The sequence below is a fragment of the Chelativorans sp. M5D2P16 genome, from assembly GCF_034427935.1.
GTDB lineage: Bacteria > Pseudomonadota > Alphaproteobacteria > Rhizobiales > Rhizobiaceae > Chelativorans.
This window is the reverse complement of the sequence record NZ_JAXQNM010000027.1, coordinates 1-25989: the sequence shown is the minus strand read 5'-3', so window position 1 is coordinate 25989 and position 25989 is coordinate 1. Positions and strand designations below refer to the sequence as shown.

At 66.0% G+C, this 25989-nt stretch carries 26 protein-coding genes; 8 read left to right on the top strand and 18 right to left on the bottom strand.

Features of this window, described 5'->3' with window-relative positions; all coding sequences use genetic code 11:
• Positions 1–2: 2 nt before the first annotated feature.
• The 12 genes from flgH to SIN08_RS14375 all read right to left on the bottom strand — a co-directional run bounded on the left by flgH (position 3) and on the right by SIN08_RS14375 (position 8247).
• Positions 3–722: a flagellar basal body L-ring protein FlgH gene (gene flgH / locus SIN08_RS14430; RefSeq protein WP_322452299.1), complete on the bottom strand. Its 720-nt coding sequence runs from the start codon at positions 720–722 to the stop codon at positions 3–5.
• Complete coding sequence (locus SIN08_RS14425) at positions 719–1228, bottom strand: MotE family protein (protein ID WP_322452298.1); 510 nt, start codon at positions 1226–1228, stop codon at positions 719–721. The genes flgH and SIN08_RS14425 overlap by 4 nt, the downstream gene beginning before the upstream one ends.
• 9 nt (positions 1229–1237) lie before the next feature.
• Positions 1238–2341 (bottom strand): flagellar basal body P-ring protein FlgI, encoded by a 1104-nt coding sequence (locus SIN08_RS14420; RefSeq protein WP_322452297.1) that lies wholly within the window; start codon positions 2339–2341, stop codon positions 1238–1240.
• A complete protein-coding gene (gene flgA, locus SIN08_RS14415) occupies positions 2338–2811 on the bottom strand; it encodes a flagellar basal body P-ring formation chaperone FlgA (protein ID WP_322452296.1) in 474 nt (157 codons plus the stop codon). Before flgA ends, SIN08_RS14420 begins: the two co-directional genes overlap by 4 nt.
• Positions 2812–2815: 4 nt before the next feature.
• Entirely contained in the window at positions 2816–3604 is a 789-nt protein-coding gene (flgG, locus tag SIN08_RS14410) for a flagellar basal-body rod protein FlgG (protein WP_322452295.1), read from the bottom strand.
• A gap of 12 nt (positions 3605–3616) precedes the next feature.
• Entirely contained in the window at positions 3617–3919 is a 303-nt protein-coding gene (locus SIN08_RS14405; RefSeq protein WP_322452294.1) for a flagellar hook-basal body complex protein FliE, read from the bottom strand.
• Complete coding sequence (gene flgC / locus SIN08_RS14400; RefSeq protein WP_322452293.1) at positions 3916–4338, bottom strand: flagellar basal body rod protein FlgC; 423 nt, start codon at positions 4336–4338, stop codon at positions 3916–3918. The genes SIN08_RS14405 and flgC overlap by 4 nt, the downstream gene beginning before the upstream one ends.
• 4 nt (positions 4339–4342) lie before the next feature.
• The gene (gene flgB, locus SIN08_RS14395) at positions 4343–4720 is read right to left on the bottom strand and encodes a flagellar basal body rod protein FlgB (RefSeq protein WP_322452292.1); all 378 of its coding nucleotides are present in this window, start codon (positions 4718–4720) and stop codon (positions 4343–4345) included.
• A 68-nt stretch (positions 4721–4788) separates the two neighbouring features.
• A complete protein-coding gene (locus tag SIN08_RS14390; RefSeq protein ID WP_322452291.1) occupies positions 4789–5388 on the bottom strand; it encodes a hypothetical protein in 600 nt (199 codons plus the stop codon).
• Positions 5378–6751, bottom strand: coding sequence for a flagellar protein export ATPase FliI (gene fliI, locus SIN08_RS14385; protein WP_322452290.1), 1374 nt, complete (start codon positions 6749–6751; stop codon positions 5378–5380). Before fliI ends, SIN08_RS14390 begins: the two co-directional genes overlap by 11 nt.
• Entirely contained in the window at positions 6751–7470 is a 720-nt protein-coding gene (gene flgF, locus SIN08_RS14380; RefSeq protein ID WP_322452289.1) for a flagellar basal-body rod protein FlgF, read from the bottom strand. Before flgF ends, fliI begins: the two co-directional genes overlap by 1 nt.
• Before the next feature lie 3 nt (positions 7471–7473).
• Positions 7474–8247, bottom strand: a complete 774-nt coding sequence (locus tag SIN08_RS14375) for a DUF1217 domain-containing protein (RefSeq protein ID WP_322452288.1) — start codon at positions 8245–8247, stop codon at positions 7474–7476.
• Positions 8248–8394: 147 nt separating this feature from the next.
• On the opposite strand from SIN08_RS14375, the gene motA reads away from it, so the two are divergent.
• Genes motA through SIN08_RS14345 form a run of 6 tightly spaced genes read left to right on the top strand, consistent with a single transcriptional unit; the run spans position 8395 to position 13209 of the window.
• Positions 8395–9270: a flagellar motor stator protein MotA gene (gene motA, locus SIN08_RS14370; RefSeq protein ID WP_322452287.1), complete on the top strand. Its 876-nt coding sequence runs from the start codon at positions 8395–8397 to the stop codon at positions 9268–9270.
• Positions 9267–10217 (top strand): FliM/FliN family flagellar motor switch protein, encoded by a 951-nt coding sequence (locus SIN08_RS14365; RefSeq protein ID WP_322452286.1) that lies wholly within the window; start codon positions 9267–9269, stop codon positions 10215–10217. Before motA ends, SIN08_RS14365 begins: the two co-directional genes overlap by 4 nt.
• A 13-nt stretch (positions 10218–10230) precedes the next feature.
• Complete coding sequence (gene fliN / locus SIN08_RS14360) at positions 10231–10593, top strand: flagellar motor switch protein FliN (RefSeq protein WP_322452285.1); 363 nt, start codon at positions 10231–10233, stop codon at positions 10591–10593.
• 43 nt (positions 10594–10636) lie between these two features.
• Positions 10637–11641 (top strand): flagellar motor switch protein FliG, encoded by a 1005-nt coding sequence (locus SIN08_RS14355; RefSeq protein WP_416208077.1) that lies wholly within the window; start codon positions 10637–10639, stop codon positions 11639–11641.
• Positions 11642–11686: 45 nt separating this feature from the next.
• Complete coding sequence (gene flhB / locus SIN08_RS14350) at positions 11687–12769, top strand: flagellar biosynthesis protein FlhB (protein ID WP_322452283.1); 1083 nt, start codon at positions 11687–11689, stop codon at positions 12767–12769.
• Positions 12769–13209: a hypothetical protein gene (locus SIN08_RS14345; RefSeq protein ID WP_322452282.1), complete on the top strand. Its 441-nt coding sequence runs from the start codon at positions 12769–12771 to the stop codon at positions 13207–13209. The genes flhB and SIN08_RS14345 overlap by 1 nt, the downstream gene beginning before the upstream one ends.
• A gap of 12 nt (positions 13210–13221) precedes the next feature.
• On the opposite strand, the gene SIN08_RS14340 is transcribed toward SIN08_RS14345, so the two are convergent.
• The 5 genes from SIN08_RS14340 to SIN08_RS14320 all read right to left on the bottom strand — a co-directional run bounded on the left by SIN08_RS14340 (position 13222) and on the right by SIN08_RS14320 (position 18913).
• Positions 13222–14223, bottom strand: a complete 1002-nt coding sequence (locus tag SIN08_RS14340; RefSeq protein WP_322452281.1) for a sn-glycerol-3-phosphate ABC transporter ATP-binding protein UgpC — start codon at positions 14221–14223, stop codon at positions 13222–13224.
• A gap of 283 nt (positions 14224–14506) precedes the next feature.
• Complete coding sequence (locus tag SIN08_RS14335; protein ID WP_322452280.1) at positions 14507–15574, bottom strand: Gfo/Idh/MocA family oxidoreductase; 1068 nt, start codon at positions 15572–15574, stop codon at positions 14507–14509.
• Positions 15571–16410, bottom strand: coding sequence for a carbohydrate ABC transporter permease (locus SIN08_RS14330; RefSeq protein WP_322452279.1), 840 nt, complete (start codon positions 16408–16410; stop codon positions 15571–15573). Before SIN08_RS14330 ends, SIN08_RS14335 begins: the two co-directional genes overlap by 4 nt.
• Before the next feature lie 253 nt (positions 16411–16663).
• Complete coding sequence (locus SIN08_RS14325) at positions 16664–17584, bottom strand: sugar ABC transporter permease (RefSeq protein ID WP_322452278.1); 921 nt, start codon at positions 17582–17584, stop codon at positions 16664–16666.
• 66 nt (positions 17585–17650) lie between these two features.
• Positions 17651–18913 (bottom strand): ABC transporter substrate-binding protein, encoded by a 1263-nt coding sequence (locus tag SIN08_RS14320; protein ID WP_322452277.1) that lies wholly within the window; start codon positions 18911–18913, stop codon positions 17651–17653.
• Between the two features lie 338 nt (positions 18914–19251).
• Here SIN08_RS14320 and SIN08_RS14315 point away from each other — a divergent pair, with 338 nt between their 5' ends.
• On the top strand, positions 19252–20142 hold the full coding sequence (locus tag SIN08_RS14315) for a BadF/BadG/BcrA/BcrD ATPase family protein (RefSeq protein ID WP_322452276.1): 891 nt from the start codon (positions 19252–19254) through the stop codon (positions 20140–20142).
• Here SIN08_RS14315 and SIN08_RS14310 read toward each other — a convergent pair.
• Positions 20139–21422: an FAD-binding oxidoreductase gene (locus SIN08_RS14310; protein ID WP_322452274.1), complete on the bottom strand. Its 1284-nt coding sequence runs from the start codon at positions 21420–21422 to the stop codon at positions 20139–20141. The two genes, SIN08_RS14315 and SIN08_RS14310, sit on opposite strands and share 4 nt — an antisense overlap.
• A gap of 599 nt (positions 21423–22021) precedes the next feature.
• Between SIN08_RS14310 and SIN08_RS14305 the strand changes: the two genes are divergently transcribed.
• Positions 22022–25975 carry a DUF6923 family protein gene (locus tag SIN08_RS14305; protein ID WP_322452273.1) on the top strand — a complete coding sequence of 1318 codons (3954 nt, stop codon included), beginning with the start codon at positions 22022–22024 and terminating at the stop codon, positions 25973–25975.
• The last annotated feature ends 14 nt before the right edge of the window (positions 25976–25989 follow it).

Below are 25989 nucleotides of genomic sequence, written 5' to 3'. Positions count from 1 at the left end.
CGTCAGAAGGGCAGCACCGTGTCGAGGATCTGCTGGCCGTAGGGCGGCTGCTGCACCTCGCTCAAGCGCCCGCGGCCGCCGTAGGAAATCCGCGCCTCGGCGATGCGCTCGTAGGAAACGGTGTTGTGCGGGCCGATATCGGCGGGGCGCACGATGCCGGCGATGGTGAGCACCCGCAGCTCGAAGTTGACGCGCACCTCCTGCGTGCCGGAAATGCGCAGATTGCCGTTGGGCAGCTTGTCGGTCACCACGGCGGCGACGACCAGCTTCAGGTCCTCGGAACGCTCGGTCCTGCCTTCGGAGTCGGTGGAGGTGCCGGATCCGATCTCGCCCTGGGCCTGGGCATTGCCGCTGGCGCTGCCGCTCGGGCTGCCGGTGCTGAAGGAGCCGAAGACGCCGAGGTCGCGGGCGGCCTGTCGCGAGCGCATGGATTCGTTTTCGAAACGTGCCTTGTCGTTGATCCTGATCTCGACGGTCAGGATGTCGCCGACATGCAACGCTCGCGGATCGGTGAAGAGCCGGCTTTGCCGATCGCTCCAGAGGGAATAGCGGGCAAGCGGCGGCTCGGTCTTGTTGGGATAGTGATAGGCCGGCAGCATGGTGGGTTCGGCGCCGGCGCCCACCGGCGACAGCTTCGGTGCCCGGCCCAGTTCGTCCGCCGTCGTGCAGCCGCCCAGCGCAAGTGCGGCGGCAATGAGAGCGGCGCCTGCGGGCGGTCTCATGAAGGATCCTCGGGACGGGCCGCACTGGCGATGATGGTGGTCAGCGTCGCCGCGGACTTGCTGTTCATCTCGTTGAGGATGAGGCCGGCCGTGCGCGGCTCCAGGCGCATCAGGATGGCGGCGGCGAGTTCGACGCGTACTTCCGCCAGGCGTTCGGCGGCCGCATCCGGGCGCATGCTGGAATAGATCTGCACGAGGTCACCCTCGGCGCGGGCGAGGAAGGCATCGCGGCGCGCGAGCCAGGCTTCGTATTCGGCGCGCTTTTCCTCCAGCGCCGCGATGCGGGCGTCGATCTCTCCGCGCAGGCTTTCCAGTTCCTCGGTCTGCAGGATGTAGCGGCGGTCGCGCGCGGCGTCGGCGATGTTCGTACAGAAGCGCTGGACCTCGTCTCCGGTATCGGCGGCACGGACCGTCCCCGGCGCGAGCAGCACAGCCAGGAGCGCGGCGGAGAAAAACGATTTCCCCGCCCGGTTCGCCGTCTTTTTCATGCGTAAGCGCTTTCGCATGGATCGCTCCTATTGCAGCACGAGTTCGGCCTGCAGTGCACCGGCGGACTTGATGCCCTGCAGGATGGCAATGATGCCGTCGGGCTTCACGCCCAGCCGGTTGAGGCCGGAGACGAGCGTTTGCAGATCGGGTCCGTCGAGCACGGCCACGCGGGCGTCCGGCTGGTCGGCGTCGATGACCGTGTAGGGTTCGATTTCGGTTTCGCCGAATGAGAACGGCTCCGGCTGGACGACGCGCGGCATTTCGGTGACCCGAACCGTGAGCGCCCCGTGGCTGATGCCGACGCGCGAGATTCGCACATCGTTGCCGATCACCACGGTGCCGGTTCTCTCGTCGACGACCACGCGCGCGGGCGCGTCCGGCTCGACAACGAGGTTTTCAATTTCGGCATAAAAACGGGCGGCGGATATGTTCTTCGGCTTGCGAATGTTGACCGTGCGCGAATCCTGCTCCATCGCCAGCCGCGCCCCGAAACGCTTCTTCGTATAGGCGTTGATCGCGTCGGTGACGCGCACGGCCGTGGAGAAGTCAGGATTGCGCAACTGCAGGGTGAGCATCAGCATGTCGTTGAAGGCGGCCTTGACGGTGCGCTCGACGACCGCGCCGTTCGGCACGCGGCCGGCGGTCGGAACGCCTCGGGTCAGGGTCTCGGCCTGGCCCTCGGCGGAGAAGCCCGACACGACAACCGCCCCTTGAGCCACGGCATAGATCTCGCCATCGGCGGCTCTCAGCGGCGTCATGACGAGCGTGCCGCCGGCAAGCGAGGAAGCGTCGCCGAGGGAGGACACGCTGATGTCGATCCGTGCGCCGGACTGGACGAAGGGCGGCAGGTTGGCGGTCACGATGACGGCCGCCACATTCCTGGCGCGCGCCCTGCCGCCCTCGGTGGCGATGCCCAGGTTCTGCAGCATGGCGCGCATGGACTGTTCGGTGTAGGGCGCGTTGCGCAAGCTGTCGCCCGAGCCGTTGAGGCCGATCACTAGGCCGTAGCCGACCAGCTGGTTGTCGCGCGAGGCCTGCAGTTCGGCGAGGTCCTTGATGCGCGAAGCACCCACCGCGGGCGCGGCGGCGAAAAGAACGATGAGACCGGTGAGCAGCAATCGCCGGATCATGAGGCGCTGACCCTGACCGTGCCGTCGGCCATGACGATGCCGGTGATGACGGCGCCGCTATCCATGTTGCGCAGCTTGATGAGGTCGCCTGCCGCCCCCGATTCCAGCGGCACGGCAGTGAGCGAGATGGTCAGTGCTCCCTCGCTGAAGATGACCGTGACCGCCGTGCCCGGCTCGACCAGATAAGCCTCGCGGACGGAGGAAAGCGGCACCAGGCGCCCTGGCAGCAATGTGCGTCGGGCGACTTTCCCTTCGATATCCCCGGGCGCGCGGGCAATCGCGGCCATGCCCTTCTGGCGGCGGCGCAGGGTCACCTCGTCGAGCGCATTGGCCGAAACCGTTTCGCCCGGATAGATGACGCGCAGCGGGACGACCACGGTCTCCTGCGCGGCGGCGGAGGCCGAGAAGAAGGCGAGGGCGGCGGCGAGCCCTGCAAACCGGAATCGTCTTCCTGCAGATCCGCGGCGCATCGGTCTAGCGAATCGACTGGGTCACGGTGGCGGCCATCTCGTCGGCCGCGCGGATGACCTTGGAGTTCATCTCATAGGCGCGCTGAGCGGAAATCAGCTCGGTGATCTCCTTCACCGGATCGACATTGGAATCTTCCAGATAGCCCTGTTCGATCGTCGCGAAGCCGGGATCGCCCGGCACGCCGACATTGGCGGGGCCGGAGGCGACTGTCTCGCGGAAGAGATTGTTGCCGATGGGCGAAAGGCCGGCCTCGTTGGAGAAGGTGGCAAGCGTGAGCTGACCCAGCTCCTGCAACTCGTTCTGCCCGTCGATGCGGGCGAAGACCTGGCCGGTCTTGTTGACGATGACGTCGACAGCGTCCTCGGGGACGACGATCGCCGGCGTGACGGGGAAGCCGTCGACGGTGACCAGCTCTCCGTTGGCGTTGGTGTTGAAGGCGCCGGCGCGGGTGTAAAGCGGCTCGCCGTCCGCGCCCTCGATCTCGAACCAGCCCTTGCCCACAAGCGCCAGGTCGAACTTGTTGCCGGTGTTGCTGAGGGAACCCTGGATGTGGACGTTGCGCACGGCGGCGGTCTTCACGCCGAGGCCGATGTTTGCGCCTTCGGGGACGACGGCCTGGTTCGCCCGCTCCGGCACGCCCTGCAGCCGCTCGACCTGGTAGAGCAGGTCCGAGAACTCGGCGCGGGCGCGCTTGAAGCCGGTGGTGTTGATGTTGGCGATGTTGTTGGCGATCACCTCGAGATTGGTCTGCTGGGCGGTCATGCCGGTGGCGGCGATGGACAGGGCTTTCATGGGCTGCTTCCTTCAGATCGCCATGCGGCTGACTTCGAGATAGGCGGTAACGATCTTGTCGCGGATGGCGATCGCCGCCTGGAGCGACTGTTCCGCGCTCATCACCGCGTCGACCACGGCGCGCGTGTCGGCCTCGCCTTCGAGTGCCTGCAGCGAAACGCCTTCGGCTCTCTCGAGGCGCGCTACGGTGTTGGTGGCCAGTTCGCTGACCATCTCGGAGAAGGCGTCACCGGTGGTCGAGCGCGCCGTACCCGCTTCCGGCAGGAGAGCCTGCGTGCCGGAAAGGGGCGTTACGTTGCCGAGGCCGGTGATCATGAGCTGCTCCGTAACAGGTCGATGGTCATGGAAATCATTTCGCGCGCCTGCTTCATGCTCTGCAGGTTGGCTTCATAGCCGCGGCCGGCCTCGCGCATGTCGGCTATCTCGACCAGCATGTTCACATTGGGCATCTTGACGTAGCCCGATGCGTCGGCGGCCTCGTGGCCCGGCAGGTATTCCATGGGGAACTCCGTCGGGTCGCGGGCGATGGCCGAGACCTCCACCATCGCTCCCCCGCTGGCGCGGTCCAGCTCGGCGGCGAAGCTGATGGTCTTGCGCCGGTAGGGATCGCCGCCGGGGATGTCGCTGGTCGACTGTGCGTTGGCGAGGTTCTCCGAGACCACGCGCATGCGCTCCGACTGGGCCATGAGGCCGGAGCCGGAAACCTTGAGGGCGGCGGAAAGGGCGTCGCTCATTTCCTCAACTCCTCGCCGTCATCATCATCATGCGGTGGAAGGACTTGACGATGGCCGTGTTGAGCTCGAAGGTGCGGCGGATTTCTCCCGCCTTGATCAGTTCGTCCTCCAAAACGACGCTGTTTCCGGAGGGCAGAAGCTTCGGGTCCTCCTGCGCCTCGACAAGAATGGAAGAGGGCGTCGCGCCGGTCTTCTGGTGCACGGCATGGGTCGCCTCCATCGCGACCTTGGTATTGTCGAGCACGCTTTCGAAGGGCTCGACATCGAGCGCCTTGTAGCCGGGCGTGTTGATATTGGCGATGTTGCCGGACACCGCCGTCTGGCGCACGGACAGCCAGCGCGCCTGCTGCGTGGCAAGATCGAACAGATTGACGGGCTGCATGGCGACTCCCATGAATTTCGAAGCCGACGATAGGCAGCCAGTCTTGCGTGGGCCTTGCGCCGGCACGGCTAGCGCGACAGCCGAATCTCCTTTTCATCCGAGGTAACCAGTACCCAACTTCCGTCGCGGGTGCCGATCTGCGCAACACGGCTGCCGTCGGGCAGGAGAGATCCGCGCTGGACGATCCAGAAGCCGTCCTCGTCCTCGATCATCGCCCGGCCGTTGCCGGCGTCGATCAGACGATAGCTCAGCTTGTCGCCCGGGAAGGGCTGTTCGGGAATGTCGTCCGCATCGAAAGGCGCCTCGGGCACCGTTCCGGTGGGGAGGAAGTCGATCCGCGGCATGGCATCGCGCGCCAGGGGGATGCGCTCGTCGGCGAGGTCGGCAAGGGCGGCTACGCCGCCGGGGCCGTCGCGGGACGTGGCCGCGGAAAGCCGGAGCGGCCTGACCCCGAAGCTGTCCTGGTTGAAGAAGATGTACCAGGGAAAAAGCGCGCACACCGCCGCCAGGCCAATGCCGCAGCCGGCCACGAGCCAGTCATGGCTGCCGGCCTGCGCGACATGTCCGGACAGGCGTCTGAAGAGGCCCGGCTTCTCCGCGTCTTCCTCGGGCACGTCTTCAACGGGTGTCGCATCCGCCAGGACGAGGCCGGCAAGCTTATCCGTCACGGGACGTCTCCTTGGTCTTGAGCCGGGCGGCAAGCTCGGCGAAGGGGTCGGCCGCGGGCGGGTCGCCGGGGCTTTGCCGCAGCGCCTCGTAAATCACCGGCACCTGCCGCACCGCCTGGTCCAGCTCGGGATCGAGCCCGGCCTGGAAGCCGCCCAGAAGGCGGATGTCGCGCGTTTCCTCGAAACGGGCGATCATGGCCTTGAGCCGCTGGATGAGAAGCCGCTTGTCCGGCGTCCAGGCGCGGTCGGCGAGCCGTGAGATGGAGGCGAGCGGATCGACGGGCGGATAGCGCCCCTGCTCGGCGATTGCCCGGTCCAGTACCACATGGCCATCGAGGATGCCGCGCACGCAGTCGGCGACGGGGTCGTTGTGGTCGTCTCCGTCGACGAGGACGGAGAGAATGGCGGTGATGGAGCCCTGGCCGTTTTCGCCGGGGCCGGCGCGCTCCAGAAGCTTCGGCAGATCGGTGAAGACCGAGGCGGGATAGCCGCGCGCCACCGGCGGTTCGCCGGCGCCGATGGTGACCTGGCGGGCGGCATGCGCGTAGCGCGTCACCGAATCGAGGATCAGCAGCACCCTTTCGCCACGGTCGCGGAAGCATTCGGCCACACGCATGGCGGTGTCGGCGGCGCGGCGGCGCATCATGGCCGTCTCGTCACTGGTAGCAATTACGGCGACGGTCTTTGCCATGCTCTTTTCGCCGATCGTGTCTTCCAGGAATTCCCGCACCTCGCGGCCGCGCTCGCCGACCATGGCGACGACGACTGTATCGAAGGCCTCGGCCTTCGCGAGCATGGCAAGCAGTGTCGACTTGCCCACCCCGGAGCCGGCGAAGACGCCCATGCGCTGGCCGTGGCAGAGCGGGGTGAAGAGATCGATCGCGCGCACGCCCGTCATGAACGGCTGGGTGACGCGCTGCCGGCGCAGGGCGGCCGGCGTGCGCGGTTGCTCGTGGCGCGTCCCGCCCGGCGGTCGGATGAGCGGCGGCCCGGAGTCGATCGCACGGCCCAGTGCATCGATGACCCGCCCCCGCCAGCTTTCATGCGGCACGACGTCGAAGGGGCCGGCGGTGAAGACCGGCTGGCCGAGCGCGGCTTCGGCGTCCGCTTCGTAAGGGGCGACCAGAACATCCTCGGCCGAGATGCGGACGATCTCTCCGCGGCATTCCACCCCTTGAGCGCGGTAGGAGACGATATCGCCCAGCCGTGCAGCCCGGGACAGGCCGCGGACGCGGTAGTGCACGGGTGTGATCTCGCAGATGCGGCCGCCGTGCCGGACGATATGGCGCGGGTCGCGGAAGCGCAGATAGGCGCATTCGAGCGCCGTCAGCGGGCCATCGGCGTTCGGCAGGGGCGCGTCCATCAGGATCCCAGGGTCTTGATGGCGTCCTTCATGGCCGTATCACCGTCGCGCGCCAGCGCGGTGACCTGTTCGAAGGTGCGCTGCACCTCGATGAGGCGCATCATCTCCTTGACGGGGTTCACGTTGGAGCCCTCCAGGAACCCCTGGGCGACACCGACGTCCGGCCGGTCGACCACCGGCTGGGGCTGCTGGTCGGGGAGAAAGCCGGAGTTGCCGTAGCGGACCGCGCCCGGACCGGGCGTGAAGGCGAAGAGGCCGATGGCGCCGAGCAGTTGCCCGTTCTGGCGCAGCGTGCCGTCGGCGCCGGCCTCGGGCGGTCCGGCTTGCGGATCGAGAAGCAGGGGCGCGCCGCCGGCGTCGAGCACCGGATGCCCTTCGAGCGTGACCAGTTCGCCCGTATCCAGCATGGTGAAGCGGCCGTCGCGCGACATCATCGGCCCGGCGGGGGTCTCGACGGCGAACCAGGCATCGCCCTGGACGGCGAAATCGAACGGGCTGCCCGTCTCCTGGAGCGCGCCCGCGCGTGTGTCGTAAAAGTCGTCGCCGGCCGAAACGAAGCTGACCGACTTGTCGGTGAGGCCGTTCATGACGTCGTCGAAGGTGACGCCGCCGGCGCGGAAGCCCGTGGTGCCGCTGTTGGCGACATTGTCGGCGATGGTCGCCAGGCGCTTTTCCAGCGCCATTTGCGAGGAGAGGGAGACGTAAAGTCCGGTCTGCACTGTCTATTTCCTCATCTGGGCAATGGCGAGAAGCGTGTCGGTCGAAATGCCGAACGAGGCCGGCTCGCTGAAAAGGGCGGCGATCGAGCTTTGCGGGCTGTAGCTGGGATTCTCGACCTCCCACATGGTGGCGAAGCGTTTCAGAAAGTCGGCCAGCTTGTCGGGATCCTTGAAATCCTCTATGTCCAGACGGTCCTTGAACATCTCGACCTGCTTGTCGATGTCGGCCTGGGCGAGGGTTTCCGGAAAACCCAGTGCCGTGCGCACCACCTGCGCAAGGGCCGGGTCCGCCAGAACCTCGTAGAACGAATCCAGCCCGTCGGCCTTGCGCTCGAAGTAGAGCGCAAGGCGCACCCCCTCGTTTCGTTGGCCGGCATCCTCCTCCAGCGTCTGGCGCAGATACTTGTTCACCGTTCCGGTGGTGGGGGAATAAAAGGTGGTCGTTTCCTCGCCGTAGCGGGCGAAGTTGAAAGTCTCGACGAATTCCTTGTAGCGCTTGTCGGTCAGACTGTTGGCGAAGCTGTCCTGGTCGTCGACACCTTCCTTGAGCGCCTTGACCATGAACGCCTTGGCATAGGCCATGTCCTCCAGCCCGTGCGCCTTCATGGCATAGCGGAAGAGGCGGTCGTCGGCGACGAATTCCTCTATGGTCTTCACCTTCTCGATGTTCTCGCGATAATATTCCGTCTCGCGGCCGACCATCGGCTGCGCCTCGACGCGGCTGATGGACTGCGCCATGTCGCGCGCAATGAGTTGATAGCTCGTATAGGTGTTCATCTCGCCGCCCCCGCGCGTTTTCCGGGCAAGCCTAGGGCGCCTGGCTTGTGCGAAGCTTTCTTCCCTTGCACGCCCCGCGCTTCAAGCCTCACGCAAGCCACGGCCTCTAATGCGGAAGAAACCGTTTCTTACGCGAAGGCTGTTGGCGTGGGCATACTCATCGGACTGGTCGTAACCTTTGGCTGTGTGATCGGCGGCTTCATGGCGATGGGGGGGCATATCGACGTGCTCATCCAGCCATGGGAGGTGGTCATCATCGGCGGCGCGGCGCTGGGTACCTTCCTCGTCGCCAACCCGCTGGCAACGGTCAAGGACACCGGCAAGGCATGCCTCGAGGCTTTCAAACACGCGGTGCCGAAGCAGAAAGAGTATCTCGAGACGCTCGGCCTTCTGCACAATCTCATGCGCGAGTTGCGCACCAAGTCGCGCAGCGAGGTGGAGAATCATATCGACAATCCCGAGGAATCGTCGATTTTCCAGACCTATCCGAGCGTCCTGAAGGACCGCGCGCTCACCCACTTCATCTGCGATTACTGTCGCATCATCATTATCGGCAATGCCCGGCCCTTCGAGATCGAAGCGCTGATGGACGAGGAGATCCAGACGATCCGGCGCGACAAGCTGAAGCCGTATCACGCGCTGCAGGCGGTGGCGGACGGCTTGCCGGCACTTGGGATCGTCGCGGCGGTACTGGGCGTGATCAAGGCCATGGGCGCGCTCGACCAGTCGCCGGAAATCCTCGGCGCGCTCGTCGGGGCGGCGCTGGTCGGCACCTTCCTCGGCATTTTCCTTTCCTATGCGATCGTCGGCCCGATCGCCACGAAGATCAAGATCGTGCGTGACAAGCGCAACCGGCTCTATGTGATCGTGAAGCAGACCCTGCTCGCCTACATGAACGGATCGCTTCCACAGGTCGCGGTGGAGTTCGGGCGCAAGACCATCTCCGCCTATGACCGGCCCTCGATCGACGCGGTCGAGGAAAACACGCTCAACGCCGGCGCGGCGGAGAAGAAGGCGGCATGACGGAGATGGCGGCGGAAGCGCACAATCCCGAGATGATGCGCAAGCTCATCGTCGAGCGCCTCGTCGGCGCCACGAGCGACCCGCGCCACGTGAGCGAGGCAGCGCGTGCGCTGGCCACGCGGGTGCTTCCGCTGGTTTCGGAGACGCTGGCGGATGTCTTCCCCACGCCCCTGACGGTGGATCTTGCCGACATCGACATCGTGCGGCTCGCCGATCTCAAGCCGGAAGGGGAATCGTTCGACGCGCTTGTGGTGGTGCCGGCGCTGACCTCGCGCGATGCGCTGACGTTGCGCCTCGATCCGCAGGCGCTTTCGCTTCTCGTCAGCACTTTCTTCGGCGGTGACCCGGACATTGCCGTACCGCCGCTCACCCGGGTCCCATCAAGGATTGAGCTCGACGTCGCGACGATGGTGTTTGATATTTTCGCGCAAGCCATCAACGGGACGGGACCGCGGGCATTCGGGCTGCGGCTGCCCGTCGGGCGGCCGCTCGCGGGCCCGCGCGACTTCAAGCGCTTCATCGTCCGCGACGGGCCGGGCGTCTGCGTGACGTTTACGATCGGCGCGGGCGAGGAAGGCGGAAGACTGACCGCCTGGATGCCCCAGCGCGTGCTCATGGAATCGCGCGGCCCCATGAACACGCGAGCACCGGACCGGCGCTCGGCCGCGGAATGGCGCCAACGTTTCGGCGGCGAGGTACTGCGCTCGAAGGTGGAACTGACGGCGACGGTCCCGCTCACCAAGGTGCCGCTCGGCGCGCTCGCCGAATTGCGGGAAGGGCAGGTGCTCGAACTGGGCGCGAACGCCCAGGGCGAGACACGGCTGACCGTGCGCGGCCGCCCCGTCTTCATCTGCGAGTTCGGCAAGCTCGGGCAAAACTACACCGTGCGGGTGAAGCAACCATTCGACGCCAGGCAGGACGTGTTGAACGGGCTTCTGGCCGGCTGACAGGAGAGGCGGAATGAGCAAGACGAAAGCAGCGCCCGAAAACGGCGAGGAGGAAGGCCTCGACAAGGCCATCGAGGAACTGCGCGACGCGCTGCACGACGAGGAGCAGGCGCACCCCGCGGGCGGTCATGCCGACTTCGTCATGGGCATTCCGGTGGAGGTGCAGATCGTGCTCGGCAGCACCGAGATGCCCGTTTCCGAGTTGATGGCGCTGGAGAAGGGCTCCACCGTTTCGCTCGACCGGCGGATCGGCGAGCCCGTGGACATCGTCGTGAACGGGCGCCGCATTGCGCGCGGGGAAATCACGCTTCTGGAGCAGGACACCAGCCGCTTCGGCGTGCGCTTGACGGAAATCGGCGGCACGACGGCACGATGAGCGTCCGCGCTTTCCACCTTTTCCCGCAATTTGTCGCGAGCACGTGGGGGCGGCGGTGAAGCTGACGCAGGCACAGAAGGCGGCGGCCATCCTGGTGGCGATGGGCAAGCCGTCAGCCGGGCGGCTGTTGAAGTTCTTCAAGCAGGAAGAGCTGAAGTCGCTCATCGAGGCCGCACGGCTCCTGCGCACCATTCCCCAGGCCGAACTGGAGAAGGTGGTGGAGGAGTTTGAGAACGAGTTCACGGAAGGCGCCGGCCTGCTCGATTCCGCCGATAGTATGGACACCATTCTCTCAGAATCCCTGTCGCCGGAGGAGGTGAACGTCCTCCTCGGCCGCAAGGACCCGCCGCCGCTCGGGGCCGAGGAGGTGTGGGCCGAGATCGAGAAGCTCGAGCCGGGGCGGCTCGCCAGGCTTCTGGCGCAGGAGCATCCGCAGACGGTGGCGGTCATCCTCGCCCGCATGGCCCCGCAGGCGGGATCGAAGGTGGTGCGCGAACTGGACCGGTCCCAGCGCGGCGAGGTGATCCGGCGCGTCGCCTCCATGGGCCAGGTTCCGCAGGCCGCCAAGGCGGTCATCGAAAAGCGCATTGCCGAGATCCTGCGCGCGGAGGCGAGCGGCAAGGATGCTTCGGCGGGCCAGGCCCGGGTCGCGCGGCTTCTCAACGAGCTCGACCGTGAGGACATCACCGACGTCATGGACGATCTTGAGAAGGCGGGTTCGGAGGATGTCGAGGGCATCCGCGCCAGGCTGTTCACCTTCGAGGAGGTCGTCCATCTGTCGCAGAAGGCACGCGTCGCCCTCTTCGACGGACTGCCGGCCGACCTGGTCACGGCTTCCTTGCGCGGCGCGCCCGGGGAACTGGCCGAAGCCGTGCTTTCGGCGCTCGGCGCCCGTTCCCGCCGCATGATCGAATCCGAACTGCAGATGGAGGACGACGGCGTCTCAGTGGAGGCGATCGGCGAGGCCCGCCGCCGCATCGCCGCGACCGCGGTGGAGCTTGCCCAAAAGGGCGTGATCGAACTGCCTTCGGCGCAGAACGCCGCCTGATGAAGCGCCAGCCGAAAGGAAGCGCTCCGCCCGTGACGAGATCTGATGGCTGAGGGGCCGGACAAGGAAAGCAAGACCGAGGAAGCCACCGAGAAAAAGGTCCGCGACTCGGTCGAAAAGGGGCAGTTGCCCTTCTCAAGGGAGGCGCCCGTCTTCGCCTCGTTCCTGGCCATCCTCGTTTTCGTGCTCTTCTTTGCCGAAAACAACGCCGTGCGTCTCGGGGGCTTTCTGTCGATCTTCATCGAGCGGGCCGATGACTGGTCGCTGGCGACGCAGACGGACGCGATCGCCATTTACCGCATCGTCTTTGTCGAGATCGCCAAGGTCGCCGGCGTGCTCATGCTTCTCCTGATCTCGGCGGGCCTTGCCGCCTCCCTGCTTCAGAACACGCCGCGCTTCGTGCTCGAACGCATTCGGCCGAAAGCGTCGCGGATCTCGCTCGCCAGCGGCTGGTCACGGCTGTTCGGGGCGCGGGGCATGGTGGAGTTCGCCAAGTCGCTCGGCAAGCTCCTGGTGGTCGGCGGCTTCGTCGTCTTCACGCTGCGCGCCGCCGACACGCGCCTTCTTTCCGGAATGATCACCCATCCGATGGTCTTCACCACCGTCATCCGGGATGTCGTCGTCGATATTTTGTTGGCGGTCACGCTCGTGATGACGGTGATCGCCGTGGCCGATTTCGCGTGGTCGCGGTTCAGCTGGCGCCGCGACCTGCGCATGACGCGCCAGGAGGTGAAGGACGAGCAGAAGCAGACGGAAGGCGATCCCATCGTCAAGGCGCGGCAGCGCTCCCTGGCACGCGACCGTGCGCGCCAGCGAATGATGGCGGCGGTGCCGCAGGCGACCCTGGTCATTGCCAACCCGACCCACTTCGCCATCGCCATGCGCTATCGGCGCGACCAGGATGCCGCCCCCCTTGTCGTCGCCAAGGGCCAGGACCTGATCGCGCTCAAGATTCGCGAGATTGCGCGCGAGAACGGGGTGCCGGTGTTCGAGGAGCCGGCGCTCGCCCGCTCCATGTACAAACAAGTTTCGGTGGATAGCATGATACCGCCTGAATTCTACAAGGCGGTCGCCGAACTGGTCCGCCGGGTCTACAGGCTGGGTGAGAAGCAGGGAGGGGACAGGTGATGAATCGGCAACCGCATTCGGCAGCGCGCGAAGTCATCGTCGCGAACGCCATCCAGGATGTCGCCAACGAACTGCGGCTCATCGAGCTGGCCGACTATGTGGCGTTCATCCGTCTGGAAAGCATGGCAAGCATCGCCGACATCGTCGAGTCGGCGGCCGAACTTTATTTCATGCCCGGCACGCTGCGCCTTGGCCACGGGTGCGAAGCCCATGTGGGCTGGACCGACACGCCGAGAATCGCGCTCGATCTCGAACTGTGGCCAAAGGGGGCCAAGGTCTATTTCACCTTGTCGCTCAATCCGCTCGATGCGGCCGTGGAGGTAAACTACGTCGCGTTCGACAACCCGTCGGACGATCCGGAGGCAAACACCGCCTTCCTCGGGGAGGCGCTGGAGGACGCGCGCATCCGCAGGACGCTGCCCAGCTGCCTCACCCGGTAGGAGCTACCGCCTTCAGGCGATCGCCTGGCCGTCGGCGTCGAAACGGTGGATGCTTTCCCGCTGAGGTGTGGCGAACAGGACGTCGTCGGGCGCGAAGCGGTGTTCGCCGAACAGGCGGACCGTGACGAAGCCGGCCTTCTCCGTATCGAGATAGAGAATCGTGTCGGCGCCCAGATGCTCGGCGTGGAGCACGGTGCCCTTCCAATCCCCCGAACCGGGATCCACGGAGATGTGCTCGGGACGGATGCCGAGGGTCTGCGCGCCGCTTTCGCCGAGCTTCTCCGCCTCGACGAAGTTCATCTTGGGCGAGCCGATGAAGCCGGCGACGAAGAGGTTGGCCGGCTTGTTGTAGAGCTCCATCGGCGTGCCGATCTGTTCGATGCGGCCGGCATTGAGGATGACGATGCGATCGGCGAGCGTCATCGCCTCCACCTGATCGTGGGTGACATAGATCATGGTGGCTTCGAGCTCGCGGTGCAGCTTGGCGAGCTCCAGCCGGGTATTGACCCTCAAGGCGGCGTCGAGGTTCGACAGCGGTTCGTCGAACAGGAAGAGCTTGGGGTTGCGCACGATGGCGCGGCCGATGGCGACGCGCTGGCGCTGTCCGCCGGACAGCTCGGCCGGGCGGCGGTCGAGATATTCCTCGAGGCCCAGCATCGAGGAGGCCATGGCGACGCGCTTTTTGATCTCATCGCGCGGGCGGCCTGCTTGCTTCAGCCCCAATCCCATATTGTCGCGCACGTTCAGATGCGGATAGAGCGCGTAGCTCTGGAAGACCATGGCGATGCCGCGCTTGGCCGGCGGCACGGCATCGACCGGGGCGCCGTCGATCAGGACCTGTCCGGACGTCGCGTCCTCCAACCCGGCGACGACACGCAGCAATGTGGACTTGCCGCAGCCCGAAGGACCGACGAAGATGACGAACTCGCCATCCGCCACTTCTAGATCGATGCCTTTCAGCACTTCCGTGGCGCCGAAGGACTTGTAGATGTTTTCCAGTTTCAGTGAGCCCACGGTGATCCTCTTTTGATGGCGTTCGTGCTTCGCCAGATCCGAGATGCAGACATCCCTTCAGGCCCCCTTCTGGCATGCCGACCGCATTGTTCCGCGCGCGTCATCCCCGAAGCCGGAGCGCAAGCGGAGGCTGTCCGAGATCCATTCCGGAACATTGAAGAGTCTCGGAATGGATCCCGGCTCGCGGTCGTAAACTCCCTTGGCCGGGATGACGCGGAAAGGGATATGCCAACGGGCCGGAGGCGTGCGCGAAGGAGCATGCGATCCTGCCGGTTTTCCATCATCACAGCTTCACCGCGCGCCCGGTGCGCACGCTTTCGTCCGCAGCCAGGCACACCTTCAGCGACTGCACCGCGTCCTCCATGTGACGGGAGAGGTCGAAGTCTTCACGGACGGCCTTGAGCAGGAAGTCCTGCTCGCGCTCGCAGAGATCCTGGTGACCGGGCTCCCCCTCCATCTCGAGGACCTCGTCGGGCCTTGAGAAGCGGCCCTCGGCGTTGCGCTCGGCGTGGTGGATGCGGATGGTGGCGGTCCTGGTGTGGGTGTCGATGTCGTCCGACTTCGCACCTTCGTCCATGACGATCGACACGCTGCCCTTCGGTGACATGATGTCTTTTACGAAGAACGCCGTTTCCGAGATCATCGGCCCCCAGCCCGCCTCGTACCAGCCGACAGAGCCGTCCGCGAACAGCACCTGCAGGTGACCGTAATTGTACATGTCCGGGTTGATCTCGTCGGAAAGCCTGAGCCCCATGCCGCGCACCTCCACCGGCTTCGCATCGGTGATCTGGCACATCACGTCGACATAGTGCACGCCGCAGTCGACGATCGGCGAGGTGGTCTCCATGAGCTGGCGGTGGGTCTGCCAGGTGGGGCCGCTCGACTGCTGGTTCAGATTCATGCGGAAGACGTAGGGACCGCCCAGCGCCCGGGCTTCGGCGATCAGCCGCTGCCACGAGGGATGGTGGCGCAGGATGTAGCCCACCACCAGCTTGCGGCCGTTCGCCTTCGCCGCGGCGACGACCCGCTCGGCGTCCTTCACGGTGGTCGCCAGCGGCTTTTCGACAAAGACGTGGCAGCCGGCTTCCAGCGCCATCACTGCGTAGTCGGCGTGGCTATCGGAATAGGTGTTGATGGAGGCGACGTCCGGCTTCTCGCGTTTCAGCGCTTCCTTGAACGCGCGTTCCACCGCGTATTCCGCAAGCTCGCCCTCCAGTTCCACGGACGAGCGGTTGACGAGCGCGGCGATTTCGAAACCGGGATTGCGGTGATAGGCGAGCGCGTGGCTGCGGCCCATATTGCCGAGACCGGCGACGACGACGCGCAGCGGCTTTGGCTGCTGTTCGCTCATTTGACGGCTCCTGCTGTGATCCCGCGGATGAGCTGGCGGGAGAAGATCAGGTAGAGGATGAGAACGGGGAGGATCGCCAGCGAGAGGGCGGCCAGCACCGCATTCCAGTTGGTGACGAACTGGCCGATGAAAACCTGGGCGCCGAGCGTGATGGTCTTGGTCGCTTCGGACGGCGCCAGGATCAGGGGGAACCAGAGATCGTTCCAGATCGGGATCATGGTGAAGACGGCGACCGTCGCCATGGCCGGGCGAACCAGCGGCAGGACGAGGCGGAAGAAGATGCGGTATTCCGAAAGCCCGTCGATGCGGCCGGCGTTCTTCAGATCGTTGGAGACCTGCCGCATGAATTCCGACAGGATGAAAATGGCGAGCGGCAATCCTTGGGCGGTGTAGACGAGGATAAGCGAGACGAGCGTGTTCACCAGACCCGAGGCGACCATCAACTCCAGGATGGCCACCGTGCCGAGGCGGATCGGGATCATGATGCCGAGCGCCAGATAGAGCGCCATCAGCGGATTGCCGCGGAAGCGGTATTCGGCGAGCGCAAAGGCGGCCATGGCGCCGAAGATCAGCACGCCGGCCAGCGAGCCTACGGTCACGATGACGCTGTTCTGGAAATAAAGGAGAAAGTCGCCCTGGGCGAGCACGGTGTCGTAGCCGATCAGGCTGAAGGTTTCGGCATCGGGGAGCGAGAGCGGCGAGCGGAAGATCGCCCGACGGTCCTTGAACGAATTGATGACGATGACGAAGACGGGGAAGAGCGCGATCACCGTGTAGGCGATCAGGATCGCGTGCGCGGCCACGCTGCGCCAGGAAGAGGTGCGGGCGCGGCTCATGGGGTGGTCTTCCCGTTGAACCGAAGCGTGGACGCCCGTGCCTTGAGGGCGTCATCCCGGCCAAGGGAGCTTCGCGACCGCGAGCCGGGATCCATTCCGTGACTCGTCCATGTTCCGGAATGGATCCCGGACAGCCTCCGCTGTCGCTCCGACTTCCGGGATGACGTGCCCAACGGGGAGACGCCCGAGCGCTTCGACGTGAAGGGGCCGTGCTCAATCCGATACATCGCTACAAACGCCTGCATCCCGCACCTCAAAACTGATACCGCCTAAGCCGCGTCTGGATCACGAAGAGATAGAGGCACACGCCGACCAGGATGATGAAAAACATCATGGAGGCGATGGTGGCGCCCATGTTCGAGTCCCCGGTTTGCAGCTGAAAGCCGAAGAAGGTCCGGTAGAGAAATGTGCCGAGAATATCGGTGGAGAAGTTCGGCCCGGCGAGCGCGCCCTGCGTCGCGTAGATCAGGTCGAAGGCGTTGAAGTTGCCGACGAAGGTGAGCACCGAAATGATGCCGATCGACGGCAGGATGAGCGGCAGCTTGATCTTCCAGAACTGCGCCATCCCGGTGATGCCGTCGCATTCGGCCGCTTCCAGGATCTCGTCGGGAATGGCCAGCAGGGCGGCGTAGATGAGCATCATGGGTATGCCGACGAACTGCCACACGGAGATAAGGCCGAGCGTCGTCAGCGCATATTCCTCCTTGCCGAGCCATGGCTCGAAAAGGCCGCGCAATCCAACCAAATCGAGGAGGCTAGGCGCCACCCCCCAGATCGGGCTCAGGATCAGCTTCCAGACAAAGCCGACGATGACGAAGGACAGGATCGTCGGCACGAAGATCGCCGTGCGGTAGAAGCCGCGCAGGCGCAGGTGAGGGCTCGACAAGAGGGCGGCCAGCAGGATGCCGACCGGGTTCTGCACCGCCATGTGGATGATGAAGAACCATGTGTTGTTCCACAACGCGTTCCAGAAGCTCGCCGACCAGCGCGGATCGCCGAGCAGCGTGCGGAAATTGTCGAGACCGACGAAAACCTGCCCGTCCGGCCCGGTGCTGAAGAGGGAGAGCTGCAGCGTGCCGAAAAGCGGCAGGATCATCACCGTCGTGTAGACGATGACGGCGGGTGCCAGGAAAACGGCGATGTGCCAGCGGATCGGCTTCTTCGCGGCAGCCATTCTTTTCCCCGTCGTGCAATGGCAAGGCGGAACCGCTTTGACCAGCGGTTCCGCGACTGGCCGCTGTTACTGCTGCTGCGGCTCGTACCAGCTCTCGAGCCCTTCCTGCAGGCGCTGCGCCGCTTCCTCGGGCGTCTCGGTACCGTTGATCACATTGGCGGCGGCGACCCAGGTCTCGTTTTCGAGGTTGGGCGTTCCGCGCGAGAGGATCTGATAGGTCGAGCGGATCGTCGGCTCGCATTCCTCGCGCCAGGAGACGAATTCCCGCGCCAGCGGATCTTCCATTTCCACCGGCGTGGAGGACAGGCTGAAGAAGCCGGGAAGCGCGTTGGCGTAGATCCTGGCGAACTCGTCCGAGGCGACCCAGGAGAGGAAGGTCTTCGCCGCTTCGGCATTGGGGCTCGCCGCGTTGAGGCCGATGCCGATATCGGTATGGTCGGAGATGTAGCAGGTGTCTCCTGAAGCCTTCACCGGCGGCGGGAAGGCGCCCATCTCGAAATCGGCCTGCTCGTTGAAGACGGAGATTTCCCAGGAGCCGGCGGGATAGATCGCCGCGCGGCCGAGGGTGAAGAGGTTCTGGCTGTCGGGATAGGACTGCGCCTCGAAGCCGTCGCCCAGATAGTCGCGCCAGCGCGCCAGGGTCTCGTACGGCTCGACCCATTGCGGATCGGTCAGCTTCTGCTCGCCCTTGATCAGCGCCAACCGGCCTTCCTCGCCCTTCCAGTAGTTCGGGCCGATGTTCTGGTAGCCCATGGTGGCGGCTTCCCACAGGTCCTTCGTTCCCATTGCCATGGGGATGTAGGTGCCGTCTTCCTTGATCTCGTCGAGAAGGGCGAAGAACTCCTCCTCCGTCTCGGGCGGTTCCAGGCCCAACTCCTCGAAGGCGTCCTTGTTGTAGATGAAGCCGTGGATCACGGAGGCCATCGGCACGCAGAAGGTGGTGGAGCCGTCGTCGGTCTGCCAGGCCGCTTTGGCGACGTCGGAGAAGTTCTCCATGCCGGAAAGATCGGTGAGATCGGCAAGCTGCCCCTTGTTGTAAAGCTCCAGAGAGGCGTCGAAGGGGCGGCAGGTAATCAGGTCGCCGGCCGACCCCGCGTCCAGCTTCGCGTTCAGCGCGGCGTTGTACTCGGTGGGTGCCGAGGGGGAGAAGTTGAGCTTGATGCCGGGATTGGCTTCTTCGAAGGCGGGGATGAGCTGCTCCTGCCAGATGGCCAGGTCGTCGTTGCGCCAGCTTTCGATCGTCAGCGTGACGTCCTGGGCGGCGGCAATCGCCGCCGTGCCGAGCATGGTCGTCGCCGTCAGCATTGCAGTCGTGGATATGCGTATCATGTCTTTCTCCCTGTCGGCGCCTTGCGCCATCGATGTTCCCGTTATCCTGTCCCCGGTGACGGCGATCATAGCCTTTTCGTCATTGCCTCAACAACGGTGATCGCCGCCGCTGGTCCGACCGCGACGGGCCGGGTATAAAGAGACCCTGTCTGATGCCAGAAGCGATCCACATCACCGCTTGTCCAATTGTAATGCCAATCGATGCCACTCGGGCCAATTATGTTAATAAGATTTCGCATCGGATTTCCAGTGCGAAAAAGATTGATGAAAATCTGTATGTTAACTTCAATGGGTCGGATGCGTAGCCGTTTTGAGTCTCATATTGGTATGATACTGGGATGCATGTTGCAAGGGAAGACAAGGTGATCCTGCTGGCGGTCGATGGCGGCGGAACGGGCTGCCGCGCGCTGGTCGCCAATGCGCAGGGCCGGGTGCTCGGGCGCGGTGAGAGCGGTGCGGCCAATATCATGACCGATCCGGAGGGAGCACTCCGTCACGTGCTGGAGGCCGCCGGGCGGGCCTCGGCGGCGGCCGCGTTGCCGCGGGGGTCGCTGGAAGGCAGCCGGGCCGTGCTGGCCATGGCGGGGGCCAATGTCGGCGGATACGGGGCGGTGCTCAAGGCGAAGCTGCCCTTCGCCGACAGCATCGTGGAATCGGACGCGGCGGCCGCCGTGCGCGGCGCCTTGGGCCCGCATGACGGGGCGGCCGCCATCGTCGGCACCGGCTCCGTCTTCGGCGGGCGCCTTGCGGGACAGGTCAGGATCATCGGCGGCTGGGGCTTTCTCCTCGGAGACCAGGCGAGCGGCGCGCGTCTCGGCCGCGCGCTTCTCGAGGAGGTGCTGCTCGCGCATGACGGGATCAGGCCCGGGTCGGCGCTGACGGGTGCGGTGCTGGCGCGTTTCGACCACGATCCGGGCGCGATCGTCACTTTCGGGAAGGAGGCGCGGCCCGCCGATTTCGGCGCCTTTGCGCCGGAGATCTTCGCCGCTGCCGAAAAGGGCGATCCGGTGGCCGGTACGCTCGTCGCAGACGGCGTGGCGGCGATCGAGGCCGCTCTTGACGCGGTCATGCCGAAAGGGTGCGACCGGCTCTGCCTGCTGGGCGGCCTTGGCGAACCCTATGCGCCCTATCTCGGCGCACGCTACCGGGCGATCCTGCAGCCGCCCCTGGGAACGGCGCTCGACGGCGCGCTCACGCTGGCGGTGGAGCGCTTCGGGGGCGGTGCCTAGCGCAGCATGCGCAGCAGATGCACTGCCTGCGCCCCCCATTCGATGCCCGCCTCCCGCAGGGCGCGCAGCCGCTGCGGATGCGGATCGCTCACCGGCAGCGGCAAGTCGTCCGCCGGGGTGGCGCCGAGGATGTGGTCGGCCAACACCTTGCCGAAGACGGTGCCGGGCGCGATGCCGCGGCCGTTATAGCCGCTGAAGCCGATCACATTGGGCGCCAGGCGGTGGAATTTCGGCAGGCTGTCGTCCGTCATGCCAATCATGCCGTACCAGCTGTGGGTAAAGCGTACCGCGCCGAGGGCGGGGAAAATGCGGCGTATCGCCCGCCGCGCCCAGGCGGCATGCACGGCGGGGCCCGTGCAGCGCAAGGCGCCGACGCTGCCGAAGACGAGGCGCCCCTCGCCGTCGAGCCGGAAGGATGTGAGCACCTTGTTGGTGTCCCAGGCGCCCTGCCGTCCGGGCAGGATGGCCTTGCGCAGCGCGTCCGGGAGCGGTTCGGTGGCGAACTGGAAGTAAGGCAGGTGGACGAGTTCCCAGCGCAGTTCCGGCCACAAGCCCGTCGTATAGGCGTTGGTGGCGGAGACGACCCAGTCCACGGTCACGTGGCCGCCCGGCGTTTCCACCCGCCAAAGGCCCGCATCGCGTTCGATGGCGCGGACGGGTGAACGGGTGAAGATCTGTGCGCCGGCGGCCATCGCCGCTTGCGCCAGGCCGCGCGCATAGGCAAGCGGCTGGAGCGTGCCGGCCCGTTCGTCGAGCAGTGCCCCGCCAAAGGCCGCACTGCCGATCTTTGCCGCCGCTTCGCCGGCATCGAGCAGACGGACGGGCGCGTTGCGCGCCTGCCATTGCCGCGCGCGCTCCTCGATCTGCCTCAGCCCGCTCGCGCCGACGGCACAGTGCAGCGTCCCCGACCGCTCCGGCTCGCAGGCGATCGCGTGCTTCTCGACCAGCGCGAAGACGAGGCGCGGCGCCTCGCCCAGGAGCGTCAGGAGCCGCTCCCCGTGGACCGTGCCCAACGTCTTCGGCAACTCGTCCGGCAGCACCCACATGCCGGCATTGACCAGCCCGACATTGCGGCCCGAACCTCCATGGCCGATCTCGCAGCCCTCGAGCACGACCGTCCTTGCCCCGGCCTCGGCCAGATGGAGGGCTGCCGACAGACCGGTGAAGCCGCCGCCGACCACCGCGACATCGGCTTTCAGCGCGCCGGCAAGGGCCGAAGTTTGCGGCGCGGGCGGTGCGGTTCGGGCCCAGAGGCCCTGGCCGTCGGGGTGTTCCTGCATGGCGAGCGAGCCTGCCTTTACTCACGGTCGGCGGCAGCTTTGGCACGGGTGTGCGCAAATGCCAATGGGCACGCGCGCCGACGGCGCGACGGGCTCCCCGTCTTTCCGGGAGGTGCCTGCGAATCCATGCGGTTTGCTATTTTACCGTAAGCATACGCCTCGCGTACTGACGTAAACGCCGCGCCGTTCCTATCGTGCCGGCGATTCTCTGCGCGTCGTGCTGGCGCGGCGTGGTCTTGCGTATCCGTCCCTTGTGCATGTGTACGCCCGCTGCGGGCATCCGGCAGTCATACCAAGCCAACGGGATCCCCATGCCGACAGAACGCGAAAGCCATCATTCCTCCACAGCCGAGACGCGCAATATTGCGGAACCCTTTCGACACACCCGGGGCAATGGACCGGTTTCGTGGATGCGGTCGGCATGCGGCGCAGCGTGGGCCGTGCTCACCGGCGCGCGCATGGCGGCACGGACGTGCAGAGGGAGATGGATTTGGGCCGCTGCGCTCCTCCTTGTCACGGCTGCCCTTGCTGTCGGCAATCCTCGTGGTGCGGCGGCGCAAAGCGTGCCGGATTTCGGACAGTGCGACGGCCGGATGTTCATGAGCGTCGCCGAGTTCGGCGATCCGGACACCGGAATATTTCAAGTCGGCACGGCGCAGAATCCCTTCACCTATGATCGGTTTGGAACCATCCCCAAAACACACGTGATCGCTTACAACCCCCAGGACAACTATCTATATTCGCTGAACGATAACGACGGACATCTTACGAGGATCGGCAGCGACGGCAGTTACGAGAACGTGCCGCTTTCTCCGCCGCTGCCGATTGGCACAGGCGCACCGTTCAACCTCGCCGGCGAATTCGGCGCAGATGGCCATCTCTATATCGGAGGCCGCCACGACGTTCTCTATAAGATCGATCTGGGGACCGCCACCTGGACCTCCATCACTCTGAGCGAGAATGCCGATGTTGCTGATTTCGCTTTGCGCGATGGCCTCCTTTACGGGGTCAGCGACAGCCATGAGCTGAAATCAGTCGACCCGGATACGGGTACTGTAAACAACCTGGGCACCGTTCCAGTGACCGGAATTTTCGGCGCCATGTTCGGTGCTCCGAACGGCATTTACGGCGTCAGCATTCAAGAAGAGCAATTCTACAAATTCGACGAGAATGCCTTGTCCGCGACGGCGATTTCCCGGGTGCCGGGAAGTTGGGACGACGACGGCGCCAAATGCGCTTCATCGATCATCGATCTCCCCGCCGATATCCAGGTGACCAAGGTAAGCGACTCGGACTCCTACATCCCCGGTCAGGATGTGACCTACACGATCACGATCTCCAATCCGAACGGCCCCTTCGGCGTGTCGGGCCTCGAGGTGATCGACGATCCGACGCCGGACGGTATCACGAATGCCCAATGGACGTGCACGGCCTCCGCCGGCGCAAGCTGCCGGCATGCGAGCGGCACGGGCGGCATCGACAGTGAGAGAGTGGGTGTGCCGGTCGGTGGCGTCGTCACGTTCGACCTCACCATGGAAGTGCCGCCGGACCATGATGGCGAGCTGGTCAATGTCGTCACGGCCATGAACCCCCAGGATTCGGGGGATCCCAATCCGGACGACAACACGTCGAGCTTCGCCAAGCTGCCGGCCCGTATGGAGCTTAGGAAAACGGGGAACCTGATCGCCGGCGGTAACGGCCAGGCGGATGCAAACGAAGAGATCGAGTACAGCTTTACGATCGAGAACACCGGCGGTGTGAAGCTGACCAACCTCACGGTCAGCGATCCGATGATGACGGTCTCGGGTTCCATTGCGGAACTGGATCCCGGCACAAGCGGCACCCTCACGGCGCGCTACACGCTGACGCAGGCTGACATTGATTCGGGCCGGCTGGAGAACCAGGCGACGGCGCATGCGCAGGCTTCCAGCGGTACGCTCACCGATCTTTCGGACGATCCGAACGAGGCGGCGGATGTGGATTCGGAAGGGGACGGGGAGCCGGACGATCCGACGGTGGTGGTCTTTGCGCAGGATATCGCCGCCGACTTCCTCAAGGAAGCCACGCTCAACGGCGACGGCGACGGCTTTGCCGATGTCGGCGAGACGATCGACTACGCCTTCACGATCGAGAACACGGGCAATGTGACGCTGTCGAACCTGACCGTCAGCGACGACAGGGCCACCGTCCAGGGCGGGCCGCTGGCCAGCCTGGCGCCGGGGGCGACCGACAGCACCACCTTCAGCGCCAGCTACACGGTCACCCAGGCCGACATCGACGCCGGGGAGGTGGTCAACCAGGCCACCGCCACCGCCGTCTCGCCGCGCGGCACGCGGGTCGCGGCGCTGTCGGACGACCCGGCCGACCCGACCGACCAGGATCAGGACGGCGACCATTACCCCGACGACCCGACGCGGCTGGTGCTCGACCAGCAGCCGGAGCTGGACCTCGTCAAGACCGTGGAACTCGCGGACACCAACGACAACGGCTACGCCGATGTCGGCGAGACCCTCACCTATGCCTTCACCGTCACCAACACCGGCAATGTGACGCTCACCGGCATCACCATCGACGACGACAAGGCGGACGTTTCGGGCGGGCCGCTGGCGAGCCTGGAAGCGCAGGAGCGCGACGAAACCACCTTCACCGCCACCTACACGATCACGCCCGCCGATATCGACCGCGGGCATTTCGAGAACACCGCCACGGTGCACGGCACCGCCCCCGACGGCACGACGGTGATGGCCGACTCGCACGGCGAGGGCGGCACCGGCCCGACGGTGATCGCGTTCCAGCAGAAGCCTGCCGTGCGGCTGGAGATGACGGGCGCCTTCGACGACGCCGACGACGACGGCCTTGCCGAGGCGGGCGAGACGGTCGCCTACACGGTCACCGTCTACAACGAAGGCAATGTGACGCTCACCAATGTCGATGTCGCCGGCGTGGCCGCGCCCGATCCGGGCGTGCCGGCCAGCATCCTGACGCTCGCCGTCGACGGCAGCCCCCTCGCCAGCCTGCCCGCCGACGAAACGGCGACCCTTTCCGCCACCCACACGCTCACCCAGGCCGACATCGACGCCGGCCTGGCGCTGGCGCAGGTGCGCGCCGGCGGCGGCGCCCCCGACGGCAGCACGGTCGAGGACCTGTCGGACGATCCGGGCGAGGCCGCCGATGTCGACCTGAACGGCGACGACATTCCCGACGACCCGGTGGCGGTGGACCTGCCGCGCAAGGGGGCGCTGTCGACGGTCAAGGGCGGCGTGTTCGAGGACGTCGACGGCAACGGTGCGGCCGATCCCGGCGACCGGCTCCTCTACACCGTCACCGTCACCAACACGGGCAACGTGACGCTCCACGACGTTGCGCCCCACGACGAGGGCCCGCGCTTCGACGGCAAGCCCGGCACCGGCACCCTGTCGGCCTTCACGCCGGGGCCGGTCACCCTGGCGCCGAAGGACACGCAGGACTTCACCGCCGCCTACACGCTCACCCAGGCCGACATCGACCACGCCGTCGGCGTCAGGAACGGCGTCACCAACACGGCCACGGCCACCGGCACCACGCCGGACGGCGAGAAGATCACCTCGCCGCCTTCGGAGCCGGCGCCCGGCACCTCCGGCGGGCTGTCGCTGCCCGGCGCCGCCATCACCAAGGTGGCGGCGCTGACCGAGATACGCCGCGGCGAGCGCGTGCCCTACACCATCACCGTCGCCTCGACCACGGACGATCCCGTGACCGGCAGGGTGATCGACATCATGCCGGCCGGCTTCTCCTATGTGGAGGGTACGGCGCGCCTCGACGGCCGCGCCGTCGAGCCCGCGGTCGAGGGCCGGACGCTCTCCTTTACCGGCCTGACGATCACCGACCAGGAGACGGTCATCACCCTGTCGCTGATGCCGTCGGGCGCTGCCCAGCCGGGCAAGTACGTCAACCGGGCGCGCGTCGTCGGTGCCGACGGCCGGCTCCTCTCGAAGGAGGCGCGGGCCGAGGTCGAGATCGTCCCCGAGCCGGTGTTCGACTGCGGCGACCTCATCGGCAAGGTGTTCGACGATCTGAACCGCAACGGCTACCAGGACGCCGGCGAGCCGGGCCTGCCGGGGGTCAGGGTGACGACGGTCAAGGGCCTGCGCATCACCACCGACAAGCACGGCCGCTTCCACGTCGCCTGCGCCGACCTGCCCGATCAGCGCATCGGCTCCACCTTCATCATGAAGCTCGACCCGCGCACGCTGCCCACCGGCTACCGGCTAACGACGGAGAACCCGCGCACGGTGCGGCTGACCGCCGGCAAGGCCTCGCGCCTCAACTTCGGCGCCGCCATCGGCCGCGTCGTCCGGCTCGACCTTTCCGACGCCGCCTTCCTGCCCGGCACGGTGGAACTCAAGCCCGAATGGCACGGCCAGCTCCTCACCCTCATCGACCTCCTGGAAGCCGAGCCCTCGGTGCTGCGCCTCGCCTACATCGACGCCGCCGCCGACAGCCGCCTCGCCAGGGACCGCACCCGAACCGTCCGCCGCGCCCTCACCGAACTCTGGAAAACAACCCCCGCATGATACCGCCTCGAAAT

Coding starts and splice junctions, on each gene's coding strand:
- flgH (WP_322452299.1), bottom strand. CDS start 722: ATGAGACCGCCCGCAGGCGCCGCTCTCATTGCCGCCGCACTTGCGCTG.
- SIN08_RS14425 (WP_322452298.1), bottom strand. CDS start 1,228: ATGCGAAAGCGCTTACGCATGAAAAAGACGGCGAACCGGGCGGGGAAA.
- SIN08_RS14420 (WP_322452297.1), bottom strand. CDS start 2,341: ATGATCCGGCGATTGCTGCTCACCGGTCTCATCGTTCTTTTCGCCGCC.
- flgA (WP_322452296.1), bottom strand. CDS start 2,811: ATGCGCCGCGGATCTGCAGGAAGACGATTCCGGTTTGCAGGGCTCGCC.
- flgG (WP_322452295.1), bottom strand. CDS start 3,604: ATGAAAGCCCTGTCCATCGCCGCCACCGGCATGACCGCCCAGCAGACC.
- SIN08_RS14405 (WP_322452294.1), bottom strand. CDS start 3,919: ATGATCACCGGCCTCGGCAACGTAACGCCCCTTTCCGGCACGCAGGCT.
- flgC (WP_322452293.1), bottom strand. CDS start 4,338: ATGAGCGACGCCCTTTCCGCCGCCCTCAAGGTTTCCGGCTCCGGCCTC.
- flgB (WP_322452292.1), bottom strand. CDS start 4,720: ATGCAGCCCGTCAATCTGTTCGATCTTGCCACGCAGCAGGCGCGCTGG.
- fliI (WP_322452290.1), bottom strand. CDS start 6,751: ATGGACGCGCCCCTGCCGAACGCCGATGGCCCGCTGACGGCGCTCGAA.
- SIN08_RS14375 (WP_322452288.1), bottom strand. CDS start 8,247: ATGAACACCTATACGAGCTATCAACTCATTGCGCGCGACATGGCGCAG.
- SIN08_RS14365 (WP_322452286.1), top strand. CDS start 9,267: ATGACGGAGATGGCGGCGGAAGCGCACAATCCCGAGATGATGCGCAAG.
- fliN (WP_322452285.1), top strand. CDS start 10,231: ATGAGCAAGACGAAAGCAGCGCCCGAAAACGGCGAGGAGGAAGGCCTC.
- flhB (WP_322452283.1), top strand. CDS start 11,687: ATGGCTGAGGGGCCGGACAAGGAAAGCAAGACCGAGGAAGCCACCGAG.
- SIN08_RS14345 (WP_322452282.1), top strand. CDS start 12,769: ATGAATCGGCAACCGCATTCGGCAGCGCGCGAAGTCATCGTCGCGAAC.
- SIN08_RS14335 (WP_322452280.1), bottom strand. CDS start 15,574: ATGAGCGAACAGCAGCCAAAGCCGCTGCGCGTCGTCGTCGCCGGTCTC.
- SIN08_RS14330 (WP_322452279.1), bottom strand. CDS start 16,410: ATGAGCCGCGCCCGCACCTCTTCCTGGCGCAGCGTGGCCGCGCACGCG.
- SIN08_RS14325 (WP_322452278.1), bottom strand. CDS start 17,584: ATGGCTGCCGCGAAGAAGCCGATCCGCTGGCACATCGCCGTTTTCCTG.
- SIN08_RS14320 (WP_322452277.1), bottom strand. CDS start 18,913: ATGATACGCATATCCACGACTGCAATGCTGACGGCGACGACCATGCTC.
- SIN08_RS14315 (WP_322452276.1), top strand. CDS start 19,252: ATGCATGTTGCAAGGGAAGACAAGGTGATCCTGCTGGCGGTCGATGGC.
- SIN08_RS14310 (WP_322452274.1), bottom strand. CDS start 21,422: ATGCAGGAACACCCCGACGGCCAGGGCCTCTGGGCCCGAACCGCACCG.
- SIN08_RS14305 (WP_322452273.1), top strand. CDS start 22,022: ATGAGCGTCGCCGAGTTCGGCGATCCGGACACCGGAATATTTCAAGTC.